This window comes from Candidatus Hydrogenedentota bacterium, assembly GCA_035416745.1.
GTDB lineage: Bacteria > Hydrogenedentota > Hydrogenedentia > Hydrogenedentales > SLHB01 > UBA2224.
In genome coordinates this window covers 63609-79220 of sequence record DAOLNV010000001.1, presented here as the reverse complement: position 1 = coordinate 79220, position 15612 = coordinate 63609, and the positions used below count along the sequence as shown (strand labels likewise).

Sequence of the window (15612 nt, the reverse complement as noted above, 5' to 3'; positions counted from 1 at the left end):
TTTCTTTGTCTGCCTCAAAACGGCCGGTGATGTGCTACAATTTATCTTGGGGTTAATGGTAGATGGGGGGAGATTACCCAACCATGGAAAAGGTCAAGACAGCACCGTCCGAAACACGGGAACTCGCGGAATTGCGGCAGCGCGTTCTCGAGCTCGAGAAAGCCAGGCGCGAACTCGAACACGCCCAGCGCATACTGCGCACAAGGGAAGAAAATGAGCGGCGGTTCACGGAACTGCTTTCCTCGCTCGTGGCAATCACGAACGAATTGTCGGCAGCAGAATCGGTTGACGAACTCATCGGCCGCGCGGTGGAATGGGGGCGCACCAACCTTGGATTCGACCGCCTCGGCATCTGGCTCCGCACCGAGGAACCGAATGTCATCCGCGGCTCGTGGGGCGTAGATGAAAGCGGCCGACTTCGCGACGAACGCCATCTGCGCGCGCGCATTGACCCGAACGGTCCCGAGGGGCGCATCCTTCTTGCCAGGGAACCGTTTCTTCTGCTCGAACATGCAACGTTCCCCGGCCCGGACCGCCGCTCCAAGACCACCGGCCCCCAGTTCTTCTCGGCCTTGTGGGACGGGGAGCAGGTCATCGGGCTCGTCAGCGCGGACAACCTTCTACGAAACACCGCCATGACGCGACACCAGTGCGAACTGCTCCGGCTCTTCAGCACCGTGGTCGGATGTCTGTGTTCGCGGAAACGCATCGACCTCGAACACGAGCGGCTCACTGCCGAATTGAAGGACGCTTCGACCCGGCTCAAGACCATCCAGGATCTTATTCCACTCTGCGCGGAATGCAGTCGTGTTCGCGATGAAAAAGGCGAGTGGAAACCGCTCGAAATGTACGCAGAACAGCACCCGAAGGCGGACTTCGGACACGGCCTGTGCCCGGAATGCATGAAGAAGCTCAACGGCGAGGGAAACCCTGACCCGCAGTCGTAGAATCCCGATATGGCCACCAGAAGGAGCACATCATGCGAATCCCTGCGCTTGGAATACTGGTTTGTCTCTCCTCGGCAGCTATGGCCGCGGAAAACGCTGCCCAGTACCTCGACATTTTTCCGCCCCAAAGCCAGCACACCCACGGAAGCAGCATTATCCAGTGTCCCGATGGCTCGTTCCTGGCTTGCTGGTTTCAGGGCTCAGGCGAACGTACGGCCAACGATGTGCGCATTCTGGGGGCGCGTCTGGGGGAAGGCAGCTCACAATGGTCCCCGGTATTCCTGATGGCGGATACACCCGGCCTGCCCGACTGCAATCCCGTGCTGTATCTTGACAAACACGAGCGCGTCTGGCTGTTCTGGATTGCCGTGCTGGCAAACCGGTGGGAATGCTCGCTTCTCAAGTACCGGTGGGCGGAGAATCCGAATGGCGCGGAAGCCCCCGATTGGAAATGGCAGGATGTCATCGTTCTCGAACCCGGCCAGGAGTTCCCCGCGCAACTGAAAGCGGGATTCGACGCACTGGGATTTGAGGAGGGCATGTGGGCCGAATACGCGCCACCCTATCACCTCCAGTTGATCGAAGCCGCGGCCGATCCGGCCAAGCGCCAGACCGGCTGGATGACGCGCATCCATCCCTACACCCTCGACAGCGGCCGAATCCTCCTGCCTGTCTATTCCGACGGGTTCAACGTCTCGATGGTGGCCATCTCGGACGACGACGGGGCTTCGTGGCGCGCAAGCGCTCCCATGGTCGGCCGCGGACCGATTCAACCCACCATCGTCCAAAAAGGCGCCGGCACCCTGATAGCTTATCTGCGCGATAGCGGAGACGCCCCCAACCGTGTAATGGCAAGTTCTTCCGAAGACGGCGGCGAGACCTGGTCTCCCGCCGTCGACACCGACATTCCGAACCCGGGCTCGAGCCTCGAAGCCATCGAACTCGATAGCGGCAACTGGCTGATGATACTGAACGATACCGAGGACGGCCGCCACCGTCTGAGCGCGTTCTTGTCCGATGACGAAGGCGCAACCTGGAAATGGCGGCGCGTCATCGAGCCCGGTCCCATGGGGGGCAACTCGTTCGCCTACCCATCCGTCATCGAGGGGCGGAACGGCGCCATTCACATGACCTACTCGTGCACCTCCGGCCAGGGAAGCTGCATCCGGTACGCGGCCATCTCCGAGGCGTGGGTCAAGAGCGGCCACTAGCATAATGCGGATGGATTCAGGGAGAGGCCGGCTGTTCCGCTTCGTGCCTCGGCCAGGCCCCTAACACACCGCCGTAAGGAGCATGCGCGCCATCCACAAACGGCGACGGCAGCTCCCCCTCACGCGGGGCGTGACTTCAAGTAGCCGATGACTTCGGGCAAGCGCTCTTCCAGAGTCCCGCGCGGCCGGTAGCCCAGCAATTGCCGGGCCTTCGAGATATCGGCCACGGAATTGCGCAGCTCCGTCGCCTGGGCCGGTTCGTGGGTGAACGTGGCCCGGCCCAGCATGGACTGGAGCAGGTCCGCGAGCTCGCTGACCGTGGCGCCCCGCCCCGAGCCCACGTTGAAGGCCTGTCCCGGCGCCGCGTCGGATTCCGCGGCGAGCCGGAAGGCTTCCGCCACATCCGCCACATGCACGAAATCCCGGCGCTGGCGCCCGTCACCGAAGATGACGCACGGTTTTCCCGCAAGGATATTGGTTACAAAGATCGTGATCACACCCACGTAGGGCGTGTATCCCTGGCGCGTACCGTAGGTATTGAAGAGCCGCAGCACAACCGGCTCGAGTCCCAGCCGGGAACCCATCATGAATACATAGTGCTCGCCCGCCAGTTTGCTGATGCCGTAAGGACTCAGGGGCGACGCGGGATGGCTCTCGCTCACGAACAACCCTTCCCCGGCGTCGCTGTACACGGCCATGGAACTCGTGTGGACGAACCGCCGCACCCCCGACTCGCCGGCCGCCTGCAACATCGTGAGCGTGCCCATGAGATTCGTGTCGGCGTCATCCCGGAAGGTCTCAACCGAATGCCGGATGGACACGCGGGCGGCGAGGTGAAACACGCAGTCAATGCCCGCGCAGGCCGCCAGCGCGTCCCGCGAAGACCGCACATCGCCTTCCACGAACTCTACGCCCGGCGCCACGTTCGCGCGGGAACCCGAGGTCAGGTCGTCCAGCACGCGCACGCCCCAGCCCGCCCCGAGCAGCAGTTCGCACAGGTGGGAACCGATGAATCCCGCGCCCCCCGTAACCAGCGCGCGGCGTTGTGTCGTCGATGCGCACATACGATCTCCCATCACGTGCGGCAGATATCGGACTCCGTGACGATGACGTCTTCGAGAAGGCGGTCCGGGGGGACCGTTGCCCCCGCGAACACAACTGAATTCTTCAGCACCGAACCCGCCCCGATGACCGCGCCCGCGCCGACAACGGATGTCTCGATCACAACCCCGGGGCCAATATGGGCGGTTTCGGCAACGTACTTGTCACGGCCTTCGTGCTTGAGAGCCCACAGATTCAGGTCCAGCAAGTCGCGCGGAAACGTGACGTTGAGGTCGTGAATGATGTCGGTGCAAGTCCGAACGCCATAGCCCAGGTCGATCAGTATCTGGATGCTGTCGGTGATCTCGTATTCGTCGCGCATGGCGGTGCGGGATGTGCGGCGGATGGCGTCGAACACCACCGGGGTAAAAAGGTAAATGCCCACGCCCTTGAGTCTGCTCTTCGGGAAGCGCGGCTTCTCGATCACCTGCCGGGCCAGGCCGTGTTCGTCGGTCACAATGCAATAGTTGCGCGAGATCGCGCTGGTATCTTCTTCCTCGATGGCCCCCAGCACCGCATCGGCCTTGCTCTCGCGAAATACCGTGATTATCCCCTCCAGTTTTGGAGCATGGAAGTAGATATCGCCCAGGAACAACAAGAACGGCCCCTCGATGGCGCTCTCGAGACATCCCACGCAGTGGGCGATGCCGAGGGTGCTCTCCTGAGGCACGTAGTCAATCTCGATGCCGACCGGCGGCTGGCGCTCGATCTGGCGTACCACTTCGTAACCGCGATGCCCCACCACGATGATCGCCTTGCGTATGCCCAGACGCGCCATCGCCTCCAACTGATGGTACACGATGGGTTTGTCCAGCACGGGCAGGACGGGTTTGGGGAGCAGGGTCTGCAGGCTCATCATCCGCGAGCCTTTGCCGGCCGCGAGCGCGACACCGGTAATCTCTTGCGAAAAACGGGGGTGCTCTTTGTCCAAGGTGCCGGTCCTCCGTTTGGCTTTTTCTGTAAGATATTCGTGGCGCCCCTTCGGCAGCCGAGCCGCAGCATAGCGCGTGTGACAGCCGCTATCAACTCGCCGTACCCCGCGGGTGCTGCCATCGGAGCAAGGGTTGATGTTGTGCGCCAACCCTGATACTTTGTGGGGAAACCGGACCAACGGCGGCGGAAGTACCTGCGTCGAACCCGCGCCGGCACGGAAAGGGATGTGCTTGTCACGGACGTGTTTGGATGATCCCGTCATCTTTTTCGGGGTGAGCCTGGCCGCGGGCGCGGCCTGCGCCGCGGCATTCATGCTCCTGCTGCGGGCCCGCACAAGCAAATGGGTGTTTCTGATTCTCGCCCTGCTCGCGGTCGCCAGTGTTTACGCCGTCAACCCGACTTACCGGATCGCCTCGGTGCACGGGTTTTACCACTCCTCCATTGTCTACCAGATGTTGAACGGGAAAATACCCCCGCAAGACCCCCTCGCGGGAGATGCCACCCTCTCGTATCCATGGGCCGCTCATGCCGTTGTAGCGGGCTTGGTCTGGACCACGGGACTGCCGGTTTCGTGGGCATTTGCGTTCCTGAATCTGGCCGCCCTCGCCGTAGCCCTCATGCTCTTCTACGCCTTTACCCGGTATTTCTTCGAAGAACCGGGGCAACGAATCCTGGCCACGGCAATGGCGTTTTTCGGCGTAACCTTCCTGCCCGAGGGACTGTACTCCCTTCTTCTGGAGGATCAGGGCATTCCATTAGGAATTCACGGAGCGATTCCCATCATCCGGCGGTTCTCGAACATGAGCGCCATGTCCGTGGGTGTCATGCTCTTTGTTGCCTACGCCTTGGTTATGATTCGCACAATGACAGCGGACCGTCCGGGCCTCCACTGGTACGGGGCGGCGTTTGGGACAGTGTTTTTGTGCGGGGCGCTGTATCCCTTTGCCCTTGTAGCCATCGCGGCACTCGGGGCGGGCGCCGGCATGGCAGCCCTGGCGACAAACCGCAAACGCGCGCTTCGGCCATTGATCGCCGCCGGCGCCGCGAGCGCCCTCGGCGCTGTCTGCGGCCTCCCGCTACTGTTGGAATACATGTCGGGACGCACCGCCGAAACCTCATTCCTGTTGACCACTGGCGCGAACGCCCTCTTGCACAAGGCGATCCAGGACTCGCTGCTGCTGTGGCCGGTTCTGGCCCTGATGGCCGCCCGGCTTGGGGATATCAGGGAATGGTACGGGCGTAATCTCGCGCGAAGCCGCCTCGTGCTGGCGGCATGCATCATCTTGCTGCTACTGCATCTCCTGGTCAGCGGCCCCGACACCAGCGAAGCCAAGTGGCGGGCATTCGCGTTTCTGATGCTTGCCATCGCCGCCGCGGCGCCAATGCATAAACTGGTTCAAGCCACGCCCCTGGCCGCGGGAGTGGTTCTGTGCCTGTTCTTTTCGCTTGCCATGGGAGATCTCGCGTGGAAACTGACCCGGCCCCGCGACATCCAAGAGGCGGCCTGTGAGAAGGGCCGCTACCTGCATCCAATAGACCCGCGGGAAGACGCCCTGTACACGTGGATTGCGGACAATACCCCCACGAACGCGCTGCTCATGGACACGAACTTGAACGCCTGCGTCTTCGGCCGCCGTGCCCTTTATGTCGCGATGCCAACCAAAGATGCCGCATCGCTCCTCGGATGGACCTATTCCCCCCAGCAGTTCATGCAAGAAATACACGGCCACGAGCCGGCAAAAATCCAGCGCCGCCGGGCTCAGGTAAACGCCATCCTATCCGGCGCCGACACGCGCGCGCTCACGACGGCGCTGACCGAGGCCGCCAGCGTGCCTCGCCCCCTCTTTATCGTGTGCCATTCGCCCGGGCAAACCGCCCGCCTCGAAACCCTCCCGGATTCGCTCATCACAAAGCAGTATGATGCGAACGGCGCGAGCGTATTCGAGCTACAAAACAGGCTTTCCCAGCCCTGAACGGGCGGCCGCATCAGAGCACGAGAGCTGAAAGAAAATCCTGCACGATGCGCCACGTCAGTTCCTTGTGGTCGCTCATGCAATGTACCCCGCTATGGAACCGATGGTATTCAAACTGCACGCCTGCCTCCAGACACTCTTGCACAAAGGTATCGGCATGACCTACCGGCACAACGTCGTCGAAATCGCCATGCACGATGCATACCGGCGGCATGGACAGCGTTGGACGGACGGATGCCGCCTCCAGCTCGCTACCGGCCCAAAGACGGACCGAGCGCTCCACCGATTCGCAGAAACGGCCCCCCAAATCGGTCGGAGCGCTGATCGCCGCAACGCCATGAACATCACGGTGACGAGCGGCATGATAGAGCGCCAGGTGCCCTCCAGCCGAGATCCCCACCAGGAACACTTGTCGCGGGCCCTTCCTGCCCCTGATCCACCGCACCGCCTCCGCAATATCACGAACCGTCTGCTCCCAGCACGGCCTCCCGCCTTTCGCGGCAAGAGTATAATCGCAGGCATACGTGTCGTATTGACCGGCAAAAGCCTCGCACAGTTCCGCGCACGCCGTACGATCTCCAAACACCCATGCCCCACCGTGAATAAAGAGAATCGCAGGCCGCAAACCATCCGTTTCGATATAGTCAATGTACTTGCCGGTGCGGTATCCCGCGGTTTCCATCCGCAGCGTTTCCCCGAGCGCAGCCGCCAACACAACCGCGGCGGCAGCAACGCATAGGGTAATCACTAAAGGGAAAAGCTGTTTGTATATCGTGATAGAAAAGTCTATTTATTTGCACATATGTATGTCAAACAGGTGAACGTCATAGAGTGAAACTATACGCGTAAATGCCCGCGTGCGGGGTGGCCGGCCGCTCGGATGCGTCGGCAACGGTTGCGTTCAGGCGAATGATCGCGCCGAGAAGGAATCCAGGCCCCCGCCGCTTGTCCCACGAACCAATCCATAAGTCATGCCCAGTTGCCCTAGGTGAGCCTTGTGCCTACGCTTGCCATTGCGCCTATCTGTGGTATGGCCATATGACAACTGTTTCAGGTAAACTCCTGGCAGGTTTCCTTGAGCAATAAGCACAACTGGTGGTTGCCCGTAGCGAAGAAGGCCGTTTGTGGTCATGCCGCTGGCTGATGCAGGGGGAATCAGTAATTCAGCGGACCAAGATCGCTCCAGCCTTCGTAATTGGTCCCTTCCGGGCAAACAGAAGGTACTCAATGCTGTTCTCTCGACCCTTCCGCAGGCGCGGTCCTGAACCGTCCATGGCATCAGTTCTTGTTGCCGCGCTTCTCATGTGCATGGTCGGCTTATGCTGCGAAAACGGGGTACGCTCGGGAGTTCGCCGTATTGCCGACCTCCCATCCGCCCCGGAGAGCGTTTCCAAGACGGTATTTCGCTGCGGCTTCGAGACCGCCGAGAAACTCCCCGCATTTGCGGAAAAGTATCTGTTTCCGGGTGAAGCATTCACCGGCCAAGGCTGTCTAAAGGCAACCTTCAAAGGTCCGGAGGAGACGATCGCGCTCCCGCTCTCACTGGCCACAAAGACGAATCTGCGACTCTCTTTTGCATTCCGGGCTCGCGGCGCCGGAAGTGTTGCCGCCTCGGCAAAGGTCCGTTTCGCGGACGGATACAGCGAGGATGTGCCCATGGGGCATTTGAGCCGGGAATGGTCTCTGCTTGAAAGAAGCGTGCTCGTGCATGGCGCGGAAGCAACGGAGCTCGTCCTTCGGTTTCAGAACGGTAACGGCGGCACCGAGTCCACGGCATGGATTGACGATATCGAGGTAGAGGCCCACACGCTTCCTCCGTTTTCGAGTGATTCAATGGAGACCGCGCCCGCAATGGCCTTCGATGCGCGCGGCGCGCTGTGGCTTGCGACCCTGGCGCGCTCGAGCGACGGCTCGGAAATCCGCCTGTGGAAATGCTCGGAAACCGGCGCCGACATGGTGTGGTCCTATCGCCCGGCCGGCGTCACGGCCTTTGGAAGGCCCGCCATGGCCCCGTCAGCACGGGGGATGTTCCTGACGTTCGCCGCCGAACGCAACGGCATCTGGCAAATTCACTATGCATCCTTTCCCGAAGACTTCACGGGACACGAAGATGTCGCGGTCCAGTCCCCCCTGGGCTGCGAGGGCATCCTGCCCAATATCGTGAGTGTCGAGAAGGGTGCGCTTCTCGTCTGGGAAGGGCTCGAGGGTTCCTGCCGGGTGATACGCGCATCCTGCGTAGACGCTGACGGCGCCGCCCCCCCCGTCTCGATATCCTCTCCCACCCACAATTCGCGCTCGCCAAGCGTTTGCGCGCTGTCCGATGGACGCGTGTTCGCTGTGTGGGACTCCTTCAGGCGAGACATCGACCGCCCGGGCTGGGATCTCTATGGCGCGTGGTTCCAGAATGGCGCATGGGGACCAGAAATCCGCATCACCTTCGATCCGCGTCTCGAACGCCACGCGCAGGCGCTTGCGCACGGCAACGACGTCTGGCTTGCCTGGGAAGCATGTACGTTCAAGGAATACCGCGTACACTGGCTCGAGAACGAGCAGATTGTGGTCGCCAGGTACGCAAACGGAACCCTCGAGATGCCGCTGGGCTGGAACCAAAGCGTCCTTGCGTCAACGGGCAGCGTGCGCGCCCCCGCCATTGCCATCGACGGGCACAACAACCTCTGGGTGAGCTGCAGGCGGTGGTCGGACGGATGGGAACCCATTCTCGCTCAGTACGCGGGCAACGAATGGGAAAGTACCCGGCTGCTCGATGATTCCGCGTCGTTCTCTACGCCCGTTCCTTTTGCCTTTGCACAAGGCCAGTGTTGGGCGGCGATAGCCTGTGAGGACATGACGTTCACCCGGTCCGAAACGCCGCAGGAGGATGCGCATTTCGCCTGCGTGAGCGTGGTAACCATCCCGCTCGCTACCCCCGTTTCCCCGGTGCAACTGGAGACCGAGCCTCTTGCCCTTCCGGATACCGGCTTCGCCCTGACGGCCCGCCTCGCGAGAAACGCTCCCTTGCCCTCCCGCCCAGCCAGAACCGTTGGCAACCGTGCCTTCAAGCTTTGCCTCGGCGACCTGCACGAACATTCGGACCTCTCTGTCTGCCTGCGCAAGATGAGCCCCCGGACAGCCGACCTGCTGGCCCTGCAGAAAGATATGGAGGGCCTCGACTTCGCCGCCATCACCGACCACGATTTCAACTTGGACCCTTTTCGCTGGGTCACAACGGCAGAACTCGTCCGCGCCTACAACGACCCCGAGGTTTTCGTGACGTTTCTGGGCCAAGAGTGGACCAAAGACATCGGCCCCCCCGAATCGGGTCTCGGCCACCGAAACATCATCCATGTCGACCCCTGTTTTCCCGAATTCTTCACGGCCACGAAAGACGCCACTGTTGAATCGCTCTGGCGGCGCCTGGACCCCAAGTCCAGCATCGTCATCCCCCACCAACTCGCGGACACGATGAACTGCCCGGTGTATTGGAACTGGCACGACCCCGAACTCGAGCCCGTAGCCGAGATCTGGCAGCACCGTGGTTCTTACGAGGCGGTTGGATGCCCCCGCCAGGCCGTCAAATCGTTTACCACTCCCGGCCACTTCCTGCAGGACGCCTGGAGCCGCGGAATCGTTGCAGGCGTGGTTGCCAGCCCGGACCACGGCGGCGGATACGGCAAAACCGGCGTGTGGGCCGAGGCCCTCACCCGTGAAGCCATTTTCGAAGGCATTAAGGCGCGCCGCACCTTCGCGACCACGGACGGACAGTTCTCCCTCTTCGTAACGGCCGGGGACCACGTCATGGGAGAGGTTGTCGAAAGCGGCAAACCGTCCTCCCTCACAATACACGCCGAGATTGTCACCCCGGGCCAGATCCAGGAGACAACGATCCTGCGCAACAACGAGCCCGTCCACACCGCCCCCGGAAACGGACCCGAACAAACCATCGAATGGACCGATTCAGACTCCCTGCCCGCCGTGCCCGTCTGGTATTACGTCCGCGTCACCCGCAACGACGGAGAAATCGCATGGTCAAGTCCAATCTGGTTCACATCTGAAAACCCGCCTGCCCCGAAATGAACCGGGAACCAAATTGACACGACCGGCGAAGGGGCCGGTCCCATAAAGGCTGCCCCCACTCCCCGGCCCCCTGCAGCATGGCCAGGAAACCCCGCCACAGCGCCGGGCTGTCCGTACCCAACGGAGGGCCGGTTTTCATACCGGCCCCTTAATCACCCCGCGGGTGGACACGTCCGCGCACCATTATTGCCTTCCGCCCTCGCAGCCCGGGGGCCGATAATCCTGGCGCATTCCGATTCGGCCTTTCCCGTTGAAGTAGTGTATAATCCAATCACTTACGCAAAGGCCTGCAGCAGGAGGAAATCTATTGCCAAGGGAAGTCCGCGTCACTTCCTCGAGACGGTGGGTGGACGTGTCCAGGCCGTTGTTTGAGGGTATGGCATGCTGGCCCGGCGACCCAGCGGTCGAGATTTCCGCCATATCGCGTATTTCGGACGGAGACGTCAGCAACGTTTCGCGGCTGCTACTCACCACTCATACCGGGACCCATGTGGACGCGCCGTACCACTTCTGTCCGTCCGGCGCGCCTGTGGACTCCCTGGATACAACGCTCTTTTTCGGCCCGGCGCGCGTGCTCGAGGTCAAGACGGCCGGTTCGGAGATTCTGGCCGGGGATTTGGGCAAAGAAGGCCTCCCTCAACGGTTGTTGTTAAAGACACGGAACAGCGCGTTTGCGGGAGACACCGCGTTTCATCATAATTTCGCCTCGTTGTCACAGGAAGCGGCTGCACGCATTGTGGCCGAAGGTGTACAATTGGTTGGGATTGATTATCTGTCCATCGCCCCCGTCGGAGAGGGCTGCGAAGTGGTACACCGCATCCTTCTGGAAGCCGCTGTGCTCGTGGTGGAAGGCCTTGAACTGGGAGCGGTTGGGGCGGGAGAATGTGAATTCATAGTGCTGCCGTTGGCGGTCCGAAACGGGGATGGCGCTCCATGCAGGGCGTTTGTCGGATTGGAGGCGTAGCATGGATGACCGGCACAGCATGAAAGACGTGCTCGCCGTGGTATTGGCGGGCGGCGCGGGCGAACGGCTGTACCCCCTGACGCGCAACGAAGCCAAGCCCGCAGTGCATTTCGGCGGAATGTACCGCATCATTGATTTTACGCTCTCAAACTGCATCAACTCGCAAATCCGCAAGATCCTGGTTCTGGTTCAATACAAGTCGCTGTCCCTGATTCGTCATATCCACTCTGCGTGGAACTTGTCGTACCCCGAATGGAGCGAGTTCATCGAGGTTATCCCTGCTCAGAAACGCACGGGCGACAACTGGTACTTGGGCACCGCGGACGCCATCTACCAGAATCTGTACTCGATAGACCCGATCGACTGCCGTGAGGTGATGGTCCTGTCCGGCGACCATATCTACAAAATGGACTACCAGAAGATGGTGACGTTCCACAGGGCAAAAGGCGCTGCCGTAACGCTCGCGGCCCTCGAGGTCCCTCTCGCCGAAGGAAACCGCTTCGGGATACTGGAGGTCGATAGCGATGACCGCGTGACCGGGTTCCAGGAAAAACCGGAAAAACCGCGGCCGTCGCCCCACAACCCCAGCACAACGCTGGCCTCGATGGGCGTCTACGTATTCGATAAAGACACCCTTATTCGCGCCTGTTACGACGATGCCGAACGGATGAGCTCCCACGATTTCGGCAAAGACATCATCCCGCGGCTAGTGGAAACCGACCCGGTATATGTCTACCCCTTTGTCGACGAGAACCGAAAAGAGGCCAAGTACTGGCGGGATGTGGGCACATTAGACTCGTTCTGGGAAGCCAACATGGATTTCGTGGCGGTGGACCCCCTGTTCAACCTCTACGACCGGGAATGGCCGGTCCGCACCAAACTGCCCATGGTCCCCCCGGCAAAATTTGTGTTTGCCGACGAGGGCATCCGGTTTGGGGTCGCGATCGACTCGATAGTCAGCCCCGGGTGCATCATCAGCGGCGGCATGGTCCGGCGGAGCGTGCTCTCGCCTGAGGTCCGCGTGAACAGCTATTCGTACGTGGAAGAATGCATCCTCATGCCCGAGGTCTCCATAGGCCGTCGGGCACGTGTGCGCAGAGCCATCGTAGACACGGGGGTGCATGTGCCGGAAGACGTGGTTATCGGGTATGATTCCGATGAGGACATGCGGCGGTTCCGGGTGACGCCCCGCGGCGTCGTTGTGGTCGAGCCGCAGGATTTCATGTTTCCGTCAGAAGTCGAGGCACCGGGGGTGTCGATCTCGTAAGCCTTTTTCCTGCAAACAGGTGCGAGGCCAGGGGGAACAAACCGGCCGAAAACGGGTGTTGAGGGGAGTTGTACGGAGTTTACAGGAACTTTTGCTGTTGTTGAGGCATAATAACAGCGTGGGAGTTTATGTTTTGTGACGCCGGGAAGGAGCAAATGATGCAAGCCCTACTCATCTTTCTGGTTGCGATGACGCCGAAGGGCGAGATCTGCGAACATGCGGACGCTATCTTGTCAAAGCAACTCGCTGACGGTGCGATCATCCACCAGCAATCGGGCGACCAAATCACGATTTCGCCGTACTTTGGCAACTATGCCGCCCTCGGGTTGTTCGAAGCCTATCAGATTACCGACGATAAGAAATACCTCGAAGGCGGAATCAAGTGGACGGATTGGTATTTCAAACACATGGATCTCCGGGGCGTCATTCATGACTACAAGGGAACCGTCAGCAACTACGAATCCACCGGCGAATGCGACGCGACGGATTCGTATGCCGCAACCTTCCTGATGTGCGTGAACATGCGCCGGATGCTGACCCAAGACCACCGGTTCGTGTTGCGTGAAATGGGTAAGATTTTTGGAGCGCACAAGGCGATGTTATCGACCCTCGACGTGGACGGGTTGACCTACGCCAAGCCGGACTCGCCGTACAAGTACGTTATGGACAATGCGGAGGTTTTCGAAGCGCTTTGGCATTCGCGGCAAATCGCCCAGCTCCTCCGTGACTATGCCTGGGTGCACGAAGTGTATTACACACGCCGCGATATGAAAAAAGCGTTCGACCAGCTTCGCGGCGAGGACGGCCTTTACGCATGGGCTAAAGCAGGGGACGCAACGGTCACCGTGGAAGACACGGGCGAGTTTTATCCGGCGGGGTTGGCAAATCTCTTTGTCGTGGCCCTGGGCCCCTCAGAGTGGCATGATCGGAGAGACACCGTCCTTGCGACGTACCGGCGATTCCCCAACATGACAGGATTGTCCCCGGACCAACTGTATTGGTGGATCGTGGCCGCGCAGCGGGTCGGTAGAAAAGACATCGCCCTTCAGGCGTTCGAAAGCATGAAAGCAAAAGTCCAGGAGCGGGACCTGGCGGTCGACCACGCCTTCTATCTTCGCGCCATAGCAAGTCTCAAGCATGCACATACGGCCCCGAAGCGAACCAAGGTGATGATGGGGTCTACTTACATAGATATTCCACGCGCAGCGGTACGTTAACGTATCTGCAATACCATTGGGTTGGGAACAGGGCCGGCGGCATCGCGACCGCCGGCCTTTCCTTATGCCCCTGCTTTGTGCCCCGCTGCTCCCGCCCTTTCCCCCGGGAAACAAGAAAATGGCCGCAAACGCCTTTCTCCTTATCTTCTGTTATGAACCACCGCCCCAGTTTGTGACCGCGGAAAACCGGGTATGAGCCAGCGCCAGGAAAAGCTGTGTTGACTTGGCAAGTTCATAGGCTTACGATCTGGGCTTGCGTGACGCGGAAACCAATGGATGTCACTTAGAAGGGGGCAAATCTTGAAGAAGCTCTGGGTGCTGTTGTTTGCGGCTTTGGGCATTTTGGTGGTTGTTGGCATAATCGCTTTCGTTGTTGCCGATAGAAAATTCGCCGTCCTGAAGAGTCCGGAGTTTTCGCATTCTTCGTATGTGACGCCAGATACGCGCGTCCAAATTGCGGCGTGGCCGGGTCGCGGGGAAGATACCCTTACGGCACTGCTGGAAGCAGCCTTTCCGGAAGACCAGCGCCCGAGCAGCTGGGTTGTGCGGCGGATTTTGCCACAAGAGGTGGCGATTCTGATCGCCCCTGACGTGCCCCAGGGTTCTGCCGCCGTAACGGGATTTGTGAACGATCAGCGTCTGGGACCGGTCATCCGCGATGCGGTCAACAGCGCGAACATCTCGAAATCCGTTCCGACCGTCCGCTGGGCCAACGAAGGCATGGTGCTCGAGAAACGGGGAGTGCTCACGTTACGCGGCGAGACGCGTATCGATCGCCTGACCCAGGACCTCACCGGGAAGACGTGGGCCGGATACGCCGTGGCCGGGCCGCTTGAACTGGAGGGCGGCCATGCGGTGGAGGCAGTTCTGGACAACCGGGACGGCGGCGCGTTCGCTGTGTTGTCGGCGTTTAGATTGCTTGTGGGGGCCGACGGGAAGAACAACCCGGAGTTCTTCGTCGGCATGTTCGCCAACGTGGCCTCAATGCGGGTGTTCGCGGATTTTACCGGTCCCCAGGATGTGGCCTTGACGCTCCGCATCGATTGCCGCCCCGACGTGGAAGAAGACATTCCCGGAAGCCTGCAATTCTTCCTTGATATGGGCATAGCCCAAGGCAAGAAAGAGGTGGAGAGCAAGGGCGCGGCCTTGAACGGGGCCAGCCGCCTCGAGGGCAAGTCAGTCGTTGGCGAATACACGATTTCGGGTCTGGACAAGCTGGTCCGCTCGTCAGCGGGCTCTTCCGCAAGCTGAACAGACTGTGGAATAGCACATCCCCGCAGGGGTTATACGCGTTTGCGGCCCTCGAGAGCATGAGCGAGAGTTGCGTCATCCGCGTATTCCAGGCCGCTTCCCATCGGGACGCCGTGCGCGATTCGCGTTACGGGCGTGCCGAAACGCTGCCCGATGATGCGGGAGAGGTACAGCGCTGTCGCTTCGCCCTCGGTGGTGGCGTTGGTGGCGACGATGACTTCGCGAACCCCGCTTGAGATGCGGCGCAGAAGCCTGTCGACCGTGAGTTCGTCGGGGCCGATTCCTTCCAATGGATTGAGCGCGCCATGAAGCACGTGATAAAGTCCCTTGTAGGTGCCGGCCTTCTCGATCGCCATTGCCCCCGAAGGCTGTTCCACCACACAAATCACGCCGTTGTCGCGGCCGGCGTTCGCACATATGGCACAGGGGTCGCCGTCGGACAAATCGCAGCATATCGAACAGCGCACGATGTGTTTGCGGGCTTGCAGCAGGGCGTCGCTCAAGATAAACGCTTCGTTCTCGGGCGCCGATAATATATGGAGCGCGAGCCGCTCGGCCGACCTCTTTCCGATGCCGGGCAGGCGCCGGAAGGCTTCAATCAGTTGCTCGAAGACAGGTGTATCAGACAGCATATACTTCCGCCCCACCGGGCATGACCGGCATGCGTCTTCACC

12 protein-coding genes are annotated in these 15612 nt (G+C 60.8%); 8 read left to right on the top strand and 4 right to left on the bottom strand.

What is annotated here, in order from left to right:
* Positions 1-83: 83 nt before the first annotated feature.
* Positions 84-947, top strand: coding sequence for a GAF domain-containing protein (locus PLJ71_00310; GenBank protein ID HQM47092.1), 864 nt, complete (start codon positions 84-86; stop codon positions 945-947).
* Positions 948-979: 32 nt separating this feature from the next.
* Positions 980-2158 carry an exo-alpha-sialidase gene (locus tag PLJ71_00305; protein HQM47091.1) on the top strand — a complete coding sequence of 393 codons (1179 nt, stop codon included), beginning with the start codon at positions 980-982 and terminating at the stop codon, positions 2156-2158.
* A 119-nt stretch (positions 2159-2277) separates the two neighbouring features.
* Here PLJ71_00305 and PLJ71_00300 read toward each other — a convergent pair whose 3' ends face one another.
* Positions 2278-3222: an NAD-dependent epimerase/dehydratase family protein gene (locus tag PLJ71_00300; protein ID HQM47090.1), complete on the bottom strand. Its 945-nt coding sequence runs from the start codon at positions 3220-3222 to the stop codon at positions 2278-2280.
* Between the two features lie 11 nt (positions 3223-3233).
* The gene (locus tag PLJ71_00295) at positions 3234-4190 is read right to left on the bottom strand and encodes a sugar phosphate nucleotidyltransferase (GenBank protein ID HQM47089.1); all 957 of its coding nucleotides are present in this window, start codon (positions 4188-4190) and stop codon (positions 3234-3236) included.
* A 232-nt stretch (positions 4191-4422) separates the two neighbouring features.
* On the opposite strand from PLJ71_00295, the gene PLJ71_00290 reads away from it, so the two are divergent.
* Positions 4423-6165: a hypothetical protein gene (locus PLJ71_00290; protein HQM47088.1), complete on the top strand. Its 1743-nt coding sequence runs from the start codon at positions 4423-4425 to the stop codon at positions 6163-6165.
* A 13-nt stretch (positions 6166-6178) separates the two neighbouring features.
* On the opposite strand, the gene PLJ71_00285 is transcribed toward PLJ71_00290, so the two are convergent.
* Positions 6179-6847, bottom strand: coding sequence for an alpha/beta hydrolase (locus tag PLJ71_00285; GenBank protein HQM47087.1), 669 nt, complete (start codon positions 6845-6847; stop codon positions 6179-6181).
* A 590-nt stretch (positions 6848-7437) separates the two neighbouring features.
* Between PLJ71_00285 and PLJ71_00280 the strand changes: the two genes are divergently transcribed.
* The 5 genes from PLJ71_00280 to PLJ71_00260 all read left to right on the top strand — a co-directional run bounded on the left by PLJ71_00280 (position 7438) and on the right by PLJ71_00260 (position 14938).
* Complete coding sequence (locus PLJ71_00280) at positions 7438-10239, top strand: DUF3604 domain-containing protein (protein HQM47086.1); 2802 nt, start codon at positions 7438-7440, stop codon at positions 10237-10239.
* Positions 10240-10591: 352 nt separating this feature from the next.
* The gene (locus PLJ71_00275) at positions 10592-11203 is read left to right on the top strand and encodes a cyclase family protein (GenBank protein ID HQM47085.1); all 612 of its coding nucleotides are present in this window, start codon (positions 10592-10594) and stop codon (positions 11201-11203) included.
* A gap of 1 nt (position 11204) precedes the next feature.
* Entirely contained in the window at positions 11205-12470 is a 1266-nt protein-coding gene (gene glgC, locus PLJ71_00270; protein ID HQM47084.1) for a glucose-1-phosphate adenylyltransferase, read from the top strand.
* A gap of 155 nt (positions 12471-12625) precedes the next feature.
* A complete protein-coding gene (locus tag PLJ71_00265) occupies positions 12626-13687 on the top strand; it encodes a hypothetical protein (protein HQM47083.1) in 1062 nt (353 codons plus the stop codon).
* A 300-nt stretch (positions 13688-13987) separates the two neighbouring features.
* Complete coding sequence (locus tag PLJ71_00260; GenBank protein HQM47082.1) at positions 13988-14938, top strand: hypothetical protein; 951 nt, start codon at positions 13988-13990, stop codon at positions 14936-14938.
* Positions 14939-14970: 32 nt separating this feature from the next.
* Here PLJ71_00260 and recR read toward each other — a convergent pair whose 3' ends face one another.
* On the bottom strand, positions 14971-15567 hold the full coding sequence (gene recR, locus PLJ71_00255; GenBank protein HQM47081.1) for a recombination mediator RecR: 597 nt from the start codon (positions 15565-15567) through the stop codon (positions 14971-14973).
* Between the last annotated feature and the right edge of the window lie 45 nt (positions 15568-15612).

Excerpts from the sequence above, each read along its gene's own strand:
- PLJ71_00265 (HQM47083.1), top strand. The coding sequence starts at position 12,626 with ATGATGCAAGCCCTACTCATCTTTCTGGTTGCGATGACGCCGAAGGGC.
- PLJ71_00280 (HQM47086.1), top strand. The coding sequence starts at position 7,438 with ATGGCATCAGTTCTTGTTGCCGCGCTTCTCATGTGCATGGTCGGCTTA.
- PLJ71_00285 (HQM47087.1), bottom strand. The coding sequence starts at position 6,847 with ATGGAAACCGCGGGATACCGCACCGGCAAGTACATTGACTATATCGAA.
- PLJ71_00300 (HQM47090.1), bottom strand. The coding sequence starts at position 3,222 with ATGTGCGCATCGACGACACAACGCCGCGCGCTGGTTACGGGGGGCGCG.
- PLJ71_00305 (HQM47091.1), top strand. The coding sequence starts at position 980 with ATGCGAATCCCTGCGCTTGGAATACTGGTTTGTCTCTCCTCGGCAGCT.
- PLJ71_00310 (HQM47092.1), top strand. The coding sequence starts at position 84 with ATGGAAAAGGTCAAGACAGCACCGTCCGAAACACGGGAACTCGCGGAA.
- glgC (HQM47084.1), top strand. The coding sequence starts at position 11,205 with ATGGATGACCGGCACAGCATGAAAGACGTGCTCGCCGTGGTATTGGCG.